The organism is Achromobacter spanius (assembly GCF_029637605.1).
Classification (GTDB): domain Bacteria; phylum Pseudomonadota; class Gammaproteobacteria; order Burkholderiales; family Burkholderiaceae_B; genus Achromobacter; species Achromobacter spanius_E.
The window spans coordinates 5,897,872-5,914,489 of record NZ_CP121261.1; the positions used below are offsets into that span (position 1 = coordinate 5,897,872).

11 protein-coding genes are annotated in these 16,618 nt (G+C 64.3%); 6 read left to right on the forward strand and 5 right to left on the reverse strand.

The genetic code is table 11. The features are described from left to right. Window positions 1-112: 112 nt before the first annotated feature. Entirely contained in the window at window positions 113-2,245 is a 2,133-nt protein-coding gene (locus P8T11_RS26405) for a DUF4344 domain-containing metallopeptidase (protein WP_268079308.1), read from the forward strand. Between the two features lie 109 nt (window positions 2,246-2,354). On the opposite strand, the gene P8T11_RS26410 is transcribed toward P8T11_RS26405, so the two are convergent. The 4 genes from P8T11_RS26410 to risA form a co-directional block, all read right to left on the reverse strand. After that, complete coding sequence (locus P8T11_RS26410) at window positions 2,355-2,873, reverse strand: carboxymuconolactone decarboxylase family protein (RefSeq protein WP_100857370.1); 519 nt, start codon at window positions 2,871-2,873, stop codon at window positions 2,355-2,357. 73 nt (window positions 2,874-2,946) lie between these two features. Continuing rightward, window positions 2,947-3,495, reverse strand: coding sequence for a peroxiredoxin (locus tag P8T11_RS26415; RefSeq protein WP_006217982.1), 549 nt, complete (start codon window positions 3,493-3,495; stop codon window positions 2,947-2,949). Between the two features lie 59 nt (window positions 3,496-3,554). Beyond that, window positions 3,555-4,949, reverse strand: a complete 1,395-nt coding sequence (risS, locus tag P8T11_RS26420; RefSeq protein ID WP_050448558.1) for a sensor histidine kinase RisS — start codon at window positions 4,947-4,949, stop codon at window positions 3,555-3,557. A 34-nt stretch (window positions 4,950-4,983) separates the two neighbouring features. Further along, on the reverse strand, window positions 4,984-5,718 hold the full coding sequence (gene risA / locus P8T11_RS26425) for a response regulator transcription factor RisA (RefSeq protein ID WP_003813882.1): 735 nt from the start codon (window positions 5,716-5,718) through the stop codon (window positions 4,984-4,986). 131 nt (window positions 5,719-5,849) lie between these two features. Between risA and tsaB the strand changes: the two genes are divergently transcribed. Continuing rightward, window positions 5,850-7,157, forward strand: coding sequence for a tRNA (adenosine(37)-N6)-threonylcarbamoyltransferase complex dimerization subunit type 1 TsaB (gene tsaB, locus P8T11_RS26430; RefSeq protein WP_268079307.1), 1,308 nt, complete (start codon window positions 5,850-5,852; stop codon window positions 7,155-7,157). Further along, a complete protein-coding gene (locus P8T11_RS26435) occupies window positions 7,154-8,164 on the forward strand; it encodes a uracil-DNA glycosylase (RefSeq protein WP_268079306.1) in 1,011 nt (336 codons plus the stop codon). Before tsaB ends, P8T11_RS26435 begins: the two co-directional genes overlap by 4 nt. Window positions 8,165-8,243: 79 nt before the next feature. Here P8T11_RS26435 and lplT read toward each other — a convergent pair whose 3' ends face one another. After that, window positions 8,244-9,557: a lysophospholipid transporter LplT gene (gene lplT, locus P8T11_RS26440; protein ID WP_268079305.1), complete on the reverse strand. Its 1,314-nt coding sequence runs from the start codon at window positions 9,555-9,557 to the stop codon at window positions 8,244-8,246. A 263-nt stretch (window positions 9,558-9,820) separates the two neighbouring features. Between lplT and smc the strand changes: the two genes are divergently transcribed. The 3 genes from smc to ligA are packed head-to-tail and all read left to right on the forward strand — an operon-like array spanning window position 9,821 to window position 16,582. Then, entirely contained in the window at window positions 9,821-13,354 is a 3,534-nt protein-coding gene (gene smc, locus P8T11_RS26445) for a chromosome segregation protein SMC (protein WP_268079304.1), read from the forward strand. A 45-nt stretch (window positions 13,355-13,399) separates the two neighbouring features. Then, window positions 13,400-14,479 (forward strand): cell division protein ZipA C-terminal FtsZ-binding domain-containing protein, encoded by a 1,080-nt coding sequence (locus P8T11_RS26450; RefSeq protein WP_268079303.1) that lies wholly within the window; start codon window positions 13,400-13,402, stop codon window positions 14,477-14,479. Beyond that, the gene (gene ligA, locus P8T11_RS26455) at window positions 14,480-16,582 is read left to right on the forward strand and encodes an NAD-dependent DNA ligase LigA (RefSeq protein WP_268079302.1); all 2,103 of its coding nucleotides are present in this window, start codon (window positions 14,480-14,482) and stop codon (window positions 16,580-16,582) included. It abuts the gene before it with no gap. Window positions 16,583-16,618 lie beyond the last annotated feature (36 nt).

Sequence of the window (16,618 nt, forward strand, 5' to 3'; positions counted from 1 at the left end):
CGTGATCACGCCTGCCATTTACGTTGGCATACATCTTTAACAAATGAATAAGCGGGTCCATATGATTCGGAATATTCTGCGCGCTACCTAAATCTGATCATGAGAAATTCGGATGCATTTACGTGGCGCAGCCCTGCTTTTCGTCCTTGGTGCAGTGTGCGCTCCGGCGCACGCCGAATTTGAACAACAGCTTGGGCCTCTGGCGGGCACGGTCAAGCAGCAGCTGTTGCAGGGCTGGACGGCAGGGCTGCAGGATGGCTGGTTCACCTTGCGGAACCCGGGTACGCCCGGTAGCGAGCAAACGCTTTACGTGAATGTGGGCCCTGCGCCGGATGCCGGCCGCATTACCGACGTCAACGTGGTCGTCAGTTCACAAAACCCCAAGGCTTCCATCGGCGTGGTGCTGAACAACCGCCCGCGCAAAAGCCTGTGCCTGCTTGAGATTTCGGCGGACAAGAATACTCAGCTATTCTGTCTGGAAGGCCAGAACCGCCGCGATTTCGGCTCGGTGCCCAATGTGGCCAAGCTGGACGGCTCGGACCGCATCAAAGTGGTTGAAGTGCCCGGCGCCGCGCGCTTCATCGTGAACGGCCAGAAGATCGGCGACGTTGCCGATGTGCCCGCGCTGGGCGGCGACATCGGCATCATGGCGTATGACGTTGGCACGTTCGGCGTTGCGGACTTTGCCATCACCACCAACAAGGGCACTCCGCAAGCCGCGCAAAATCCGCCGCCTGCCGGACTGCCGCCCCGGTCCGGACTACCGCCTCGTGGTGGTGGCGCGGGGACCAGTCCGCAGAACACGCAGCCGCCCGCCGCGCCGCCGCAGTCGGCACCCGCGCAAGGCAGCAATAATTCCGGCTTGCAGGGCGCGGGTCCGTACCCGCGTTTCGGCGGCGACACCGAGCGTATCGTCGCGGTGTACATCGGCCTGATGAAGAGCATTTTCATGCACGAATTCGGCCATGCCTTGATCGGCGAATTGGAATTGCCGTCGACCGGCGCGGAAGAAGACGCCGTGGATATCTACGCGGCGCTGCAGATCGTGGAACCCACCATGTACCCGTCGGGCAGCAAGGACGTGGACCGCATGGCGCGCGAAGCCGCAACCTATGCCGCTTTGCAGTGGTACTACAGCGGCAAGCTTTCCGAGGGTAAGGGCCAGGCCCCCTCGGCATGGCAGGACGAGCATACCGGCGACCTGAAGCGCTTTCGCAACATGCTGTGCATCATGTACGGCGGCAACCCCGAAGTGTTTGAATCCGTCGTGCGACAAACCGGCTTTGAAGACCGCACCAAGGCGCGTTGCACCGACGAATTCAACAAGCAGAATCGCGCCTGGCGCAAGATTCTGGCGCCTCATACCCGCGTGGGAACCTGGACACCCGATGGCTTGCAGCCCGCCAACGCGCCTGGCGCGCCAGTGAACGTGGTGTTTGAACCGTCCACGCGCAAGATCGGCAATCTGTTCGCCAAGCATCTGTCGGACGCCATCAGCGAAAACATCAAGCTCTTGGGCAAGACCTATGTGCTGCCGCGCCCCGTGAACGTGGTCTTCAAGGACTGCGGCAAGCTGAACGCCTGGTACAGCCCGCGTGAAGGCTCGATCACCATGTGCTATGAGCTGATCGAGAACATCGCGGTGATGATCTCGGACATTGAAATGGGCACCGTGGGTGGCGAAGTGGTCGCCAAGGATGGTTCGGCGCCGCCGCCGCGCCAGCAAGCGCCCGCTGGGCAAGGACAAGGGCAAGGCCGAGGGCAGGGCGCTGCCGCGCCGACCGGCCCCTTTGATGAACTGAAAGACAGCGGCGTGCCGGCCACCACCTTGCTGTTCACGGCGCCTTATAAAGGCCCGACGCCTGTTCAGCACTACCGCGCCAAGGTCATCACGACCAAGGACCTGGTGCCGCTGATAACGAACAACAAGAATATCGTCATCGTCGATACCAGCGGGCTGCGCGATACGCTGCCCATCGCCTATCCGTTGGCCGACGCGGGGTCGGACGGCAGCGTCAAGGACCACCTGCAAGGCGCGCTGGATGACTGGCTGTTGAAGAAGGCGGGTGGCAATCGCGGCGTGCCGATTGTGCTGATGGGCGCCAGCATGAATGATCGATCGTCGTACAACGCGGCCTTGCGTGTCGGGACGTTGGGTTGGGATGCCTACTGGTACCGGGGCGGCATGGAAGCCTGGGTGGCCAATGGGCTGCCGACGGCGCCGGTGAAGCCGGCGCAGAACTAAGCCTCGGTTGCCGGCAGACAGCGGCAAGCGATAAAAAGCCCGCCTGTTTTTACGCAGGCGGGCTTCTTCGTTTTCGGCCCGAGTTTTCAGGCTGGGGCTTCAGACCGGCTTACTTGCCCTGTGCGGCCAGCGCCAGGGCGGCGGCGTTGACGACCGCGGCAATCCGGCCGGCGTCGCGCAGTTGTTCCGTCGACACGCCGTCGTTCTTCAGGTTTTCATAGTGCGAGGCCACGCAGAAATGGCACTTGCCAATGATCGAAGCGACCAGCGCGAACAGTTCGAAGCGCTTTTTCTCGACGCCACCATGGGTGGCGTAGGCGTTCATGCGCAACTGGGCGGGCAGGCTCTTCAGGTTGGCGTCACCGGTCATTTCCACATAGGGATACCAGGTGTTGTTCATGCCCATCAGCGCGGACGCGGTCAGGGCGGCGTTGGCGTCGCCTTCCGACAGGCCGCTTTTGAAGGCCTCGACCAGCACCGGGCTGCGGGCGGCATACGCGGCCGACAGGGCGGCGCCCACGGCGTCTTCCGGCGCCAGGGTCGAACGGGCAATCACGGCGTCCAGATTCAGGCGGATATCCTTGGCCCAATCCGGGAGCTGTTCCTTAATGGTGGTAAGAAATTCCATAGTTTTTACCTATAATCTAGCGCAATGAAAGCCCAGCGAGGAGCCTGCAAGCAGGCCCCGGCTGGGCTGGAAATTACAGCGTAGCGCCGCCAACCGTACGGTTGCACGGGCACAGTTCGTCGGTTTGCAGACCGTCGAGCAGACGCAGAACTTCTTCCGGGTTACGGCCGACGTTCAGGTTGTTCACCGAAACGTGCTGGATCGTGTTGTCCGGGTCAACGATGAACGTGGCGCGCAGGGCAACGCCAGCACCCTTTTCGCGGACGCCCAGTTGGTCGATCAGGGCACCGGTGGTGTCGCCGAATTGGTAGTGGCCCAGCTTGTTCAGGTCCGGATGCTCACGGCGCCATGCCAGCTTGACGAATTCGTTGTCGGTGGAGCCGCCCAGCAGGACGGCGTCGCGGTCTTCGAAATCCTTGGCCAGCTTGTTGAAGCCGACGATTTCGGTCGGGCACACAAACGTGAAGTCTTTCGGGTAGAAGTAGATCACCTTCCACTTGCCGGGGAACGAGCTTTCGGTGATGTCTTCAAACGCCGACACGCCATTTTCTTCGTGCTGGTTGAAGCCGGGCTTGACGCCGGTGACCTTGAAGGGCTCGAGTTTGTCGCCAACAGTTTTCATGTTTACTCCCAGTAGTTGTTGGTGGAGATAAGGCAGTGCCTTAAACCATAAATTCTACGCTATGGATTATCGTTGTCTAATTGATAATTCCTAAACTTGGCTTTGGGCAACTCTATCCGCGCGGTCAGTCCGCCGCCCTCGCGCGGTAGCATCCGCAACGACCCGCCGACGTGCTTGAGCAGGCGCTCGACAATGGCCAGGCCCAGCCCCGCGCCGCTCACGCCAGTACGTGCCGCTTCGCCGCGCGAGAAAGGCCGCAGCAAGCGGTCGACATCTTCGGGCGCGATGCCCGGACCACGGTCGCAGACTTCGATCACGATCATGCCGCCCTCGGCTTGCAGCGTCATGACAAGATGGGCCATGCCGTCGGTGGATCGCCCATAGCGGCGGGCGTTTTCGATCAGGTTGCTGACCACGCGCTTCAGATCCAGCGCCGTGATCCGGGCGCGCAACCCGGGTTCCAGCGATGCCTCGAGTTCGCCGCCCAGCGACGCGGTGTGGCTGCGCTCGCGTTCGTACAGTTCGGCCAGCACGGCCGAAATGTCCGTCGCCAATTGCGGCAGCGAGCCCGCCGGCCGCGCGTATTCCATCAGCTGCCCGATGCTGTGGTCGATCTGGCCCAGGTCTTCGTCAATGGCCTGGCGCGCATCTTCCGACACGCCGCTGAGTTCGATTTCCAGGCGCATGCGCGCAAGCGGGGTGCGTAAGTCGTGCGAGATCCCCGCCAGCATCAGCTCGCGATCGGCCTCGGCCTGCCGCAAGTCCTTGGCCATCCGGTTGAACGAGGCGTTCAAGTCGCGGATTTCCAGCGGGCCTTGCTCCGGCAAGGCGGCAGGCGTTTCACCACGCGACAGTACTTGGGCCGCGCGCGCGAGCCGGGACAGGGGCCGGTTCACGAACCCCACGCTGACCGCCGCGCCGACAAGGGAAAGCAGCAACGCCGTGGCGCCCCATCCCAGCCATTCGATCCCGCCGGTCAGCCCGATCTGCTCTCGCTCGAACACCAGCCAGTACAGGTCTTTTTCAATCTGGAAGCTGACCCAGAAGCCGGGTACCTGGTTCACCCCCCAGGCGATCTGGGTTTCCGGACCGAAGCGCGTACGGATGTGCTGGGCCACCCGCTGCCAGTAGTCGTCGTCGGGAAGGGCTTCGGCAAAGTCGGTGACTTCGCGCGGATAGACCTGAATGCCTTCGTTGGTGGCCAGGTCAAGCAGGAGCTTGCTGCGTTCGCCGTTCTGGGAATAGATCAGCGCCGTGCGCGTGATATTGACGGCCGTGATCACCCGCTGCGCCATTTGATTGGCGCGCGGTCCCAGCTCCATGCTGAAAAAAACTTGTAGCCACGCGCCCAGGCTGACCAGCATCAGCGCGGCAAGCAGCAGGAACGTGCGGCCGAACAAGCCGAGCCGCAAACGTGAAGTCAGGTTCCTGAAGGTTCTGCGCAAGCGGGGCACGAGGCTGCGCTCCTGCCCAGGGCGGGCGACTCGGTCAGCTACCACCGTCCGGCACAAACACGTATCCAAGACCCCAAACGGTCTGGATGAACACGGGCTTGGACGGATTGGGTTCAATCAGCTTGCGCAGGCGCGAGATCTGAACGTCAAGGCTGCGATCGAAAGCTTCGTATTCGCGGCCACGCGCCAGTTCCATGAGCTTGTCGCGGGACAGGGGAATCTTCGGATGGCGCGCAAAGACCTTGAGCACCGAGAATTCACCCGTGGTGATGGGCACCTGTTCTCCGTTGCGCGTGAGCGTACGGGTGGACAAGTTCAGCACGTAGGGGCCGAAGGCGATGGATTCGTTCTCCTGGCTGGGGGCGCCGGGATGCTCCTCGGTGCCGCGGCGGCGCAGGATCGCGTTGATCCGTGCCAGCAGTTCCCGGGGGTTGAACGGTTTGGACAGGTAATCGTCCGCGCCCATCTCCAGGCCCACGATGCGGTCGATTTCTTCCGCTTTGGCCGTGAGCATGATGATGGGGGTGTTGTCGTGGCCACCGCGCAGCCGGCGACAGATGGACAAGCCATCTTCGCCGGGCAGCATCAGATCCAGCACGAGCAAATCAAAGTGCTCGCGTTGCCAGAGTTTGCCCATCTCTTTGGCGTCTTCGGCAACGAAAACGTTGAATCCCTGCTCGGACAAATACCGGCGCAGCAAATCGCGCAAGCGCGGATCATCGTCGACGACGAGGATTTTTCGGGTGGGGGTGGTGTTTTGCGTATTCATGGCCGGAAATGTAACAGTGACAAGAACCAGCGGCTAGTGGGCGTTCACAAGATATTACACATTGCGAACCATGGTTGAAATCCCCCTTACAACCGGGGGCGAAGCCGCCGTATTTCGTACAATCTGCATCTATGGAACTAAACCTGCTGGCTTTGGAAACGTCTTCGTCCCGTTGTGGGGTGGCCCTTTTGCGCGTGCTCGATGGCCGCCTGGAGGTCATGACCCGCGAGCACGAGGGGTCTCAAGAGCATGCGGAACGGCTCTTGCCGATGGCGGGCGAACTGCTGGCCGAGTCCGGCCTGAAGCCCGATGCGCTGCATGCCGTGGCGTTTGGGCAGGGCCCGGGCGGCTTTACCGGCTTGCGCGTGGCTTGCGGGATGGCGCAAGGGATGGGGTTGGGGCTGGGTATACCCGTAGTGCCCGTAGTGTCCCACCAGGCGGTCGCCGCCCAAGTGTCCCAGGCGACGCCGGCAGACGCCATCATTGTGGCGCTGGATGCCCGCATGAACGAGGTTTATCTTGCCGTCTACCGCCGCCAGGAGGCCGCAGTGGCTGATGACGCCGGCTGGGACGTGTTGCAAGCCCCCTTGCTGATCGCGGCGGCCGAAGTTGTGCCCTGGACGGCGCATTATCTGAGCCAGTGGTCGGCCCAGGTGGGCCAGCCGCTGCAACCGCTGCTGGCGGGCGATGCCTGGGATGCCTACGCGGCCGATATGAATCCGCCCGCCGCGTGGCGCCGCGCCACGGATGCATTGCGTCCCGAGGCTGCCAGCGTGGCCCGCTTGGCGCGCCAGGGCTGGCTGCGCGGCGAAGCGCTGCCGCCCGAATCCGCCGCGCCGCTGTATGTGCGCGACAAGGTCGCATTCACCACCGCCGAGCGCATGCGCGGCGAGGGCGGCAACCCCAAGGCTCAGCCTACGCTGGCGTCGCAGGCCCATCAAACCCCCGAAAGCCCCGCCATCCCCGAAACTCCTGCAACTCTGCAGCCGCTGACGCTAGCTGATCTGGACGACGTGGTGGCGCTGGAAGCGCAAGTGCAGGCGTTTCCCTGGACGCGCGGCAATTTCGCGGACGCGCTGGCGTCGGGCTACGGTGCCTGGGTGTTGCGGCGTGAGGGCAAGGTAGCGGCTTTTTGCATTTTGATGTTCGCGCCCGACGTGGCGCATCTGCTGGTGATCGCCGTGTCCAAACATTTGCATCGTCAAGGCCTGGGCGGCATCTTGCTGGACTGGTGTGAGCAGCAAGCGCGTGAGCGCGGGCTGGAAGGCGTGTTGCTGGAGGTGCGCCCGTCCAATACGTCGGCGGTCAGTTTCTACCAGCACCATGGTTATTTGCAGATCGGCGTGCGGCGGGGGTATTACCCCGCTGAGAAGGGCGCACGCGAAGATGCGCTGGTCATGCAGAAGCGCTTTAACGCCGTGGCCGAGGTGGCGGCATGAGCCTGCCAACCCCCGCGACGGCGCCACGCGTCAATCCGCTACAGCGGATCTGGCTGCGCGAAATCGGCATGGAGCGCCTGTGGTTAAGGCCAGCGCCTGTCGTCACTCCCCCGGCTGTCACGGCTCCGGTTGCGGCCCCTTCAGCTGACATGGCTTCCGCCGTCACGTCGCAAGCCACTGTTTCAAAAGCAGTTTCTCCAGTTCCGCCTGCCGCGCCGACGATTGCCGCGAACGCGGTCGCGCCTGCCGCCGCCGTGGCGCAAGACGCCGTCGCCGCGGTCGAGCAGCCTGCGCAGGCTGTCGTTCCCACAGGGCGGGCCAGCGGGCGTCCGACGATTCCGGCATCCATCCTGAACCGCAGCGGCCCGCCACCGCGTCCGGTCCCCAAGACGGTCGAGGACGAGGCCGTCGAAGCGCCGCGCGTTCCGGTGGCCGAAGCCGTCAAGAACGCCACCCTGGACGAATTGCGCGAGCAGGTCGTGGCATGCACGGCGTGTGGCCTATGCCAGGGCCGCCGCCACGCCGTGTTTGGCCAAGGTGCGACGCCCACCCGTTGGCTGGTCGTCGGCGAGGCGCCCGGCGAGCAAGAGGACCGGCAGGGCCATCCTTTTGTCGGCCGCTCCGGGCAGTTGCTGGACGCCATGCTGGCCGCCGTGGGCATGAGCCGCGACACCGATGTCTTCATCACCAACGTGATCAAGTGCCGGCCGCCGGGCAACCGCAATCCCAAGCCCGAGGAAATCGCGTCGTGCAGCCCCTATCTGATGCGGCAGATTGCGCTGCTCAAGCCCGAACGCATTCTGGTGCTGGGCCGTTTCGCGGCGCAGACGCTGCTGGGCACGGATGCCACGATCGGCAGCCTGCGCGGCCGCGTGCATCAGTTGAAGACGGACGACGGCGCCGAAATCCCGCTTATCGTCAGCTATCATCCGGCCTATCTGCTGCGCAGCCCGTCTGAAAAGGCGCGTGCCTGGCAAGACCTGAAGCTGGCGTCGCGAATGGTTTGATGTCGAATCGGTCGGCGCACGGGCGAAAAAAAACCGGGGGTTGGTTCACATCCCCGGTTTTTTCTTTCAGATCAATCGTTTAGTGCGTGGAGTCCAGTGCGCGACCGTGGCCTTCCTGGCCAATCTGATCGTGCAGCCCGGGGTCGTCCTGCATGTTGCGCTTGCTCCAGCGCATGAACACCACCATCAGCACGGCGACGACGGTGCCGAAGATGACGATGATGATGTTGATGGGTAGTTGCAGCCACAGCAGCAGCGTGTACATCGCCACCATCAACAGAATGTTGAGCTGTTCGTTGAAGTTCTGCACGGCGATGGAATGGCCCGCCGACAGCAGCACGTGGCCGCGATGCTGCAGCAGGGCGTTCATCGGCACGACGAAGAAGCCGGCCAGGCCCCCGGTGATGAGCAGCAGCAGGTAGACGCTCCAGGGCGAATAGACCAGCGGCATCAGCAGCACGACCAGGCCCATGGCGGCGCCCACCGGCAACACGGTCAGGGCGCGGCGCAGCGGGATTCGGCCGGCCAGGATGGAACCCACCACCGTACCCAGCGCGGCCACGCCCATCAGCATCGACGCCTTGTCCAATTGATAGCCCAGGTGGCTGCGGCCCCATTCGATGACGATAAGCTGCAGCGTTGCGCCCGCGCCCCAGAACAGCGTGGTGACGGCCAGCGAGATCTGCCCCAGCTTGTCTTTCCAGAGCACGCAAACGTAGCCCCAGAAGGTACGCATCAGCCGAACCGGGTTTTTCTGCTGCGGCGGATAACGCACGTGCGTGCGCGGAATCAACAGATTGCAAAGCGCTGCCAGCAGATACACAAAGGCGATCACCAGGATGGCGGCCTCGGCCGGCGTGTGCACCAGGCTGCCGATGAAGGAATGGCTGAGCAGCGCGGTGGATACCGACGACGAGATAAGCAGGCCGCCCAGCACCGTGCCCAGGATGATGGAGAAGACGGTCAGGCCCTCGATCCAGCTATTGCCCTTGACCAGCATGTGCGGGGGCAGCATTTCGGTGACGATGCCGTACTTGGCGGGGGAATACGCGGCGGCGCCGATACCCACGACCGCGTAGGCGGCGCACACCAGGTAGGTTTGGTATTCGGGGGCGACGCCGATGCTGGCGTACGAGAACATCAGCAGGCAGCCCGCCACTTTCAGGGCATTCGTGGAGAACATCACGCGGCCCTTGGGAAAGGAGTCCGCCAGGGCGCCGACAAAGGCCGCCAGCACCACATAGGCCAGCGCGAAGGACCATTTCATCATGGGCGCCAACCAGTCGGGGCCGTGCAGCTCCTGTATCAAGGCGATGGCTGCGATGAACAGCGCATTGTCCGCCAATGACGAGAAGGCCTGCGCGGCCATGACCAGATAGAAACCACGTTTCAAGAATGTCCCCGTTCTTTGGCCAGCGCCCGGCCAGTCCGCGTGAAAATTATGTGTCGTGCCAAAAAGTGTCAGGGAGTATAGCCGGTGCCTTGCCGTGGGCCATTGAGCGTTTGCCCGCGAGTTGACCGTTGCTGACGTTTGGCCACGGACTGCCTGCGGTATCATACGACCCATATGTGAGCCGGCCCTTCTTGGGCCGGTTTGCAATCTGTGCGGCAGGTCCGTTAACGCCTTTCGTCAACCCACCCCGTCGTCATCGTACTGTGCGTCTTACTCAGCTAAAACTCGCCGGCTTCAAGTCCTTCGTCGATCCCACCGTGATTCCCGTGCCCAGCCAACTGGTCGGCGTGGTGGGTCCGAACGGCTGCGGAAAATCGAACATCATCGACGCCGTCCGCTGGGTGCTGGGCGAGGCCAAGGCCTCGGAACTGCGCGGCGAGTCCATGCAGGACGTCATTTTCAACGGCTCGGGCAACCGCAAGCCCGCCGCCCGGGCCTCGGTGGAAATGGTGTTCGACAACAGCGAAGGGCGCGCCGCCGGCCAGTGGAGCACCTACGCCGAAATCGCCGTACGGCGGGTGCTGACCCGGGACGGCACCAGCAGCTATTTCGTCAACAACCAGCAGGTTCGGCGGCGCGACATCCACGACATCTTCCTGGGCACCGGCCTGGGCGCGCGCGGCTACGCCATCATCGGGCAGGGCATGATCAACCGCCTGATCGAGGCGCGCCCCGAAGAACTGCGGGTATTCCTGGAAGAAGCGGCCGGCGTGTCGCGCTACAAGGAACGCCGCCGCGAGACCGAAAACCGCCTGTCCGACACGCGCGAAAACCTGACCCGCGTTGAAGACATCCTGCGCGAGCTCAATAGCCAGCTTGAAAAGCTGGAGGCCCAGGCCGAAGTCGCCACGCGTTACCGCGAGCTTCAGGCCGACGGCGAAAAGAAGCAGCATTCCCTGTGGTTCCTGAAGGAAACCGGGGCGCGCGAAGAGCGCGCCAGGAAGGCCCAGGAAATGGCGCAGGCCCAGAACGAGCTCGAAGCCGCCATTGCTGGCTTGCGGGCGGGCGAAGCGGCGCTGGAATCCCGCCGTCAGGCCCACTATGCGGCCAGCGACGCGGTGCATACCGCGCAGGGCGCGCTGTATGAGGCCAACGCCCAGGTCAGCCGCCTGGAAGCCGAAATCCGCCATGTGGTCGATTCCCGCAATCGCTTGCAGTCGCGCCGCGACCAGTTGCAGCAGCAGATCGCGGAATGGACCAGCCAGCGCGAGCATTGCACTGAACAAATCGCCCAGGCCGAAGACGACCTGGCCGCCGCCGCCGCCCGCACCGAAGAGGCGCGCGCCGCCGCGGAAGACGCCCAGGCCGGCTTGCCCTCGGTTGAACAGCGCGTGCGCGAAGCCGCGTCCGGCCGTGACGAGATGCGCGCCGCCCTGGCCCGCGTCGAACAGAACCTGGCGCTGGTCGCCCAAACCCAGCGCGACGCCGATCGCCAGATGCAGGTGCTGGAGCAGCGCCGTGAGCGCTTGCAGCAGGAACTGCGTGAGCTGCACGCCCCGGATCCCATCCGCCTGGAACAACTGGCGGGCGACCGTCTGGCGGGCGAAGACCAACTGCAGGAAGCCCAGGAAGAACTGGCCACGCTGGAAGGCCGCGTGCCGGAAGCAGATGCCGAGCGCAGCCGCGCCCAGGCCGCCGCGCAGACCGACGCGCAGAACCTGGCTCGCCTTGAGGCCCGCCTGTCGGCCTTGGTGAAGTTGCAGGAAGACGTGCAGAAGCAGGGCGCCCTGGAACCCTGGCTGGCCAAGCACGAGCTTGCCGGTCTGTCGCGCCTGTGGCAGAAGCTGCATGTGGAGCCGGGTTGGGAAACCGCCCTGGAATCCGCGCTGCGCGAACGCATGGCCTCGATGGAAGTGCGCAACCTGGATTGGGCCCGCGCCTTCGCCGAAGATGCACCGCCCGCCCGGCTGGCCTTTTACCAATTGCCTGTCGCGGCCCCCGTGCCGCCCGCGCCCGCCGGTCTTACCTCGTTGGCCAGCCTGCTGCGCATCACGGATCCCGACCTGCGCACGCTGCTGAATGAATGGCTGGCCGGTATCTACACCGCCACCGACGTCACTCAGGCCCTGGCCATGCGGGCAAGCTTGCCCGCGGGCAGCGCCTGCGTGGTCAAGGCGGGCCATCTGATCGACGCGCACAGCGTTCGCTTTTACGCGCCCGATTCCGAACAGGCCGGCCTGTTGGCCCGCCAACAGGAAATCGAAAACCTGCAACGCGAGATCAAGGCCCAGCAGTTGATCGCGGATCAGGCCCGCGCGGCAGTCGCCCGCGCCGAAGCGGCCTGGCAGCAGGTCACGCAAGCCATCGCCCCGGCGCGCACGCGCGTGGCCGAGGTCACGCGCCGCGTACACGACATCCAGTTGGAGCACTCGCGGCTGCAGCAGCAGGCGGAGCAATCCGGCGAACGCGCCTCGCGTCTGCGTCAGGACCTGGAAGAAATCAAGGTTCAGGAAGAAGACCTGCGCGCCACCCGCGAAGAAGCGGAAGCCCGCTTCGAGACACTGGACGAAGAACTGGCCGAGCATCAATCGCGCTTTGCCGATGCCGAGATCGACGGCGAAACCCTGGCCGCCCAGGCCGAAGCCGCGCGCACGCGTCTGCGCGAGCTGGAGCGCGCCGCCCAGGAAGCCGAATTCGCCGAGCGCGGCATCCAGGTCCGCATCACCGACCTGCAACGCAATCAGCAATTGGCCGCCGACCAAAGCCAGCGTGGCGCGGTTGAGCTGGAACAACTGATGGGCGATCTGGTCGAGCTGGATGCCTCGGCTTCGCAAGCCGGTTTGCAGGACGCCCTGGAAGCCCGCGCCGAGCGCGAGGAAGCGTTGTCGCGCGCGCGCCAGGAACTGGAAAACCTGGCCGCCTTGCTGCGCGGGGCCGACGAAGACCGCCAGCAGCAGGAACAGACGTTGGAACCGCGCCGCGCGCGCATCATGGAACTGCAATTGCAGGAACAGGCCGCCCGCCTGGCCGAAGAGCAGTTCACCGAACAATTGAACGCGCGCGAAGTCGACCGCGAGGCGCTGGCGCAAGACCTGGCCAACCAGCCGGACGAATGGCGTCGCGCCAGTTGGCTGCAACAGGAAGTGGGGCGGATCTCGCGCCAGATCGAATCGTTGGGCTCGGTCAACCTGGCGGCCTTGGACGAACTGAACACGTCGCGCGAACGCAAGGGCTTCCTGGATTCACAACACCAGGACTTGATGACCGCCATCGAGACCCTGGAAGACGCCATCCGCAAGATCGACCGTGAAACGCGCGAGCTGCTGCAAGAGACGTTCAACATCGTGAACGGCCACTTCGGCGAGCTCTTCCCCAAGCTTTTCGGCGGGGGCGAGGCCAAGCTCAGCATGACCGGCGAAGAAATTCTCGACGCGGGCGTGCAGGTGATGGCCCAGCCGCCCGGCAAGCGCAACAGCACGATCCACCTGCTTTCCGGCGGCGAAAAAGCGCTGACCGCAACCGCGTTGGTGTTCGCGCTGTTCAAGCTGAACCCGGCGCCGTTCTGCCTGCTGGACGAGGTGGACGCGCCGTTGGACGACGCCAATACGGAACGCTATGCGAACCTGGTCGCCAACATGAGCGAGCAAACCCAATTCCTTTTCATTTCGCACAACAAGATCGCCATGCAGATGGCCAAGCAACTGATCGGCGTAACCATGCAAGAGCAAGGGGTTTCGCGTATCGTTGCGGTAGACATAGATTCGGCCGTGCAAATGATGGCCTCCGAAGCGGCATAAACCCTCTATTTAGAATGGCGCCGCCTTCTGGCGCGGGATGTACACATGAGTGATTTGCAGATCGGGCTGATAGCCCTGGGCGTCTTGCTGATACTGCTGGTGTTGGGATTCAACTGGTGGCAGGACCGTCGTGTCCGGCGCAAGATGCAGAGCCATTTCCCCACGTCTGAACAGGATCCGCTGCTGGGTGCGGGCGCCGCTGCCGGTGCCTCCTCGGCCACGGCGGCTGGCGCCAGCCGGCGCGAACCCGGCATGGGCGGGGACGCCCCGCGCGCGCAACCGGGCCAACCTGCCCCGGTGGATCCGGGCAGCGACGCCGACGACGCCGAAGAGCCCGATCCGGCCTGCGAAGTGGTCATTGAAATCAACTTCGCGGAGCCCGTGCGCGGCGCTGACCTGCTTCCCTATATGCAAAGCCTGCGTCATGTTGGCCGCAAGCCCATGCGCGTGTTTGCCGAAACCGACCAGCGCCGCCACCGCGCGCGCGTGCATCCTGCCGAGTCCTATGCATCGATGCAATTGGCCGTGTTGCTGGCCAACCGTAGCGGCCCGCTGACCGCCATCGAATGGTCGCAGGCCTGGGCGCGTGCCCAAGACATGGCTGAACGCTTCGACGCCACCATCGAAGGCCCGGACCAGCAAGCCGTGCTGGAGCAGGGCGCGCGCCTCGACGACACCTGCGCCGCACTGGACACCCAAGTGGGTCTGACCTTGTTGTTGGGTTCGGCCCAGCCGGCGGCGGAAGTGCTTGCCGTTGCCCGCGACACCGGTTTCCTGGCCGACGGCAACCGTCTTGCCTGGCCCGCTGAAAACGGCGTCACCCGCTTCACCTTGTCGCGCGCTGACGGCGCCACCTTCGATGCGGGCATGGGGGGCGTGGAACGCCTCTACCTGTTGCTGGATGTGCCGTGCGCGCCGGCTGACAAGCGCGCCTTTGGCCGCATGGTGGACGTGGGCCGCGACCTGGCCGCTCGCCTGCGCGCGGAACTGGTGGATGACCAAGGCAAGCCGCTGGCCGAAGGGTCGGAAACCGTTATCGACGAACGCCTGCAAGTGTTGTTCGAACAGCTTGAGCAAGCGGGCCTGCCCGCCGGAAGCGAGCGTGCTCAACGGGTGTTTGCATAAATGAGTGGCGTGTCTGGTGAGGTCAACCCCGCGGAAACCGCGGCGCGGCTGCGTGCCGAGATTGAGCAGCACAACGTCCGCTACTACGTCAATGACGAGCCCTCGGTTTCGGATGCCGAATACGACGGCTTGATGCGGCAGCTTGAAGCCCTTGAGGCCGAGCACCCTGAACTTGTCACACCCGAATCGCCCACGCAGCGCGTGGGTGCCGCGCCCGTCTCTGCCTTTGGCAGCGTGCGCCATGCGGTGCCGATGCTGTCGCTGAATAACGCATTCGACGAAGAAGAAGTCGTGGCGTTCGACCGCCGCGTGACGGATACCCTGCGCGGCGCGGGCCTGCTGGGCCCGGCGCAGCAGGCTGATTATTTCTGTGAACTGAAGCTCGACGGGCTGGCGATCAGTTTGCGCTACGAAGACGGCCGGCTGGTTCAGGCCGCGACACGCGGCGACGGCCAGACCGGTGAAGACGTCACCTCCAATATCCGCACGATCAAGGCCATTCCGTTGCAGCTACAGGGCGCTGCCCCGAAGGTGCTGGAAGTGCGCGGCGAAGTGCTGATGAACCGCGCCGACTTCGAAAAATTGAACGTGGCTCAGGCCAAGCGTGACGAAAAAGTCTTCGTCAACCCGCGCAATGCCGCGGCTGGCAGCCTGCGCCAACTGGACCCTCGCATCACCGCCAAACGCCCGTTGCGCTTTTTCGCCTATGGCTGGGGCGAGGTGCATGGCCTGCCTGGCAAGCAAAGCGGCTTGTTCGACGAGGCAACGGCGGGCGCCGGCCAGGCGTCGCAACTGCCTGAAGCGTCACATGGCGCCATGCTGGCCTGGCTCCACACCCTGGGCCTGCCCGTCAATCTGAAGCACAACCACCGCGCCACGGGCGCTGAAGGCTTGATGGCGTTCTACGCCCAGGTGGGTGCGATGCGCGCCAGCTTGCCCTACGACATCGACGGCGTGGTCTACAAGGTGGATTCCCTGCCGGCGCAGAAGGTGCTGGGTTTTGTGGCGCGCGCGCCGCGCTTCGCCCTGGCCCATAAGTTCGCCGCCGAGGAAGCCACCACGACGCTGCTGGACATCGAAGTCCAGGTCGGCCGCACCGGTGCCATCACCCCGGTGGCGCGGCTGAAGCCCGTATTCGTGGGCGGCGTCACCGTCACCAACGCTACGCTGCATAACGAAGACGAAATTCGCCGCAAGGACGTGCGCAAGGGTGACACGGTCATCGTGCGGCGGGCCGGTGATGTCATCCCCGAAGTGCTGGGCCCTGTGCTTGAAAAGCGCCCCGACGACGCGCAGGAATTCATCATGCCCACGGCCTGCCCGGTGTGTGGCTCGGCCATTGAACGGCTTGAAGACGAAACCATTGCGCGCTGCACGGGTGGCCTGTTCTGCGGCGCCCAGCGCAAGCAGACCTTGTGGCACGCGGCCAGCCGCAAGGCGCTGGATATCGAAGGCCTGGGTGAAAAGCTGGTGGACCAGTTGGTGGACAGCGGCCGGGTCAAGACCTTGGCCGACCTGTACAGCCTTCGCCCGCTGGAGCTCGTAGGCCTGGACCGCATGGGCCAGAAGTCCGCTGACAACCTGGTGGCCGCCATCGACAAGGCGCGCGAACCCGGCTTGAATCGCCTGCTGTTCGCGCTGGGCATCCGCCATGTTGGGGAAACCACCGCGCGCGATGTCGCACGGCATTTCGGCAGCATCGACGCCATCATGGACGCCGATGAAGACGCGCTGTCGTCCGTGCCGGACGTGGGCCCGGTGGTGGCGGCATCCATTCGCCGCTTCTTCGCCGAGCAGCACAACCGCGACGTGATCGAGCAATTGAAGGCGCAGGGCGTTAACCCCGTGGCCGAAGCCGTGCCGCAAAGCACCACGCTGGCGGGCAAGACCTTTGTGCTGACCGGCACCTTGCCCAACTGGACGCGCGAAGAGGCGTCGATGCACATCCAGGCGGCGGGCGGCAAGGTCAGCGGGTCGGTGTCCAAGAAGACCGCGTATCTGGTGGCAGGCGCCGAGGCCGGCAGCAAGCTGACGAAGGCGCAGGAACTGGGCGTCACCGTGTTGGACGAGGACGCGTTGAAAGAACTGCTGGGCATGTCGTAGCCGGACGTGATCAAAAGACGGTAGATCAACGGCAGT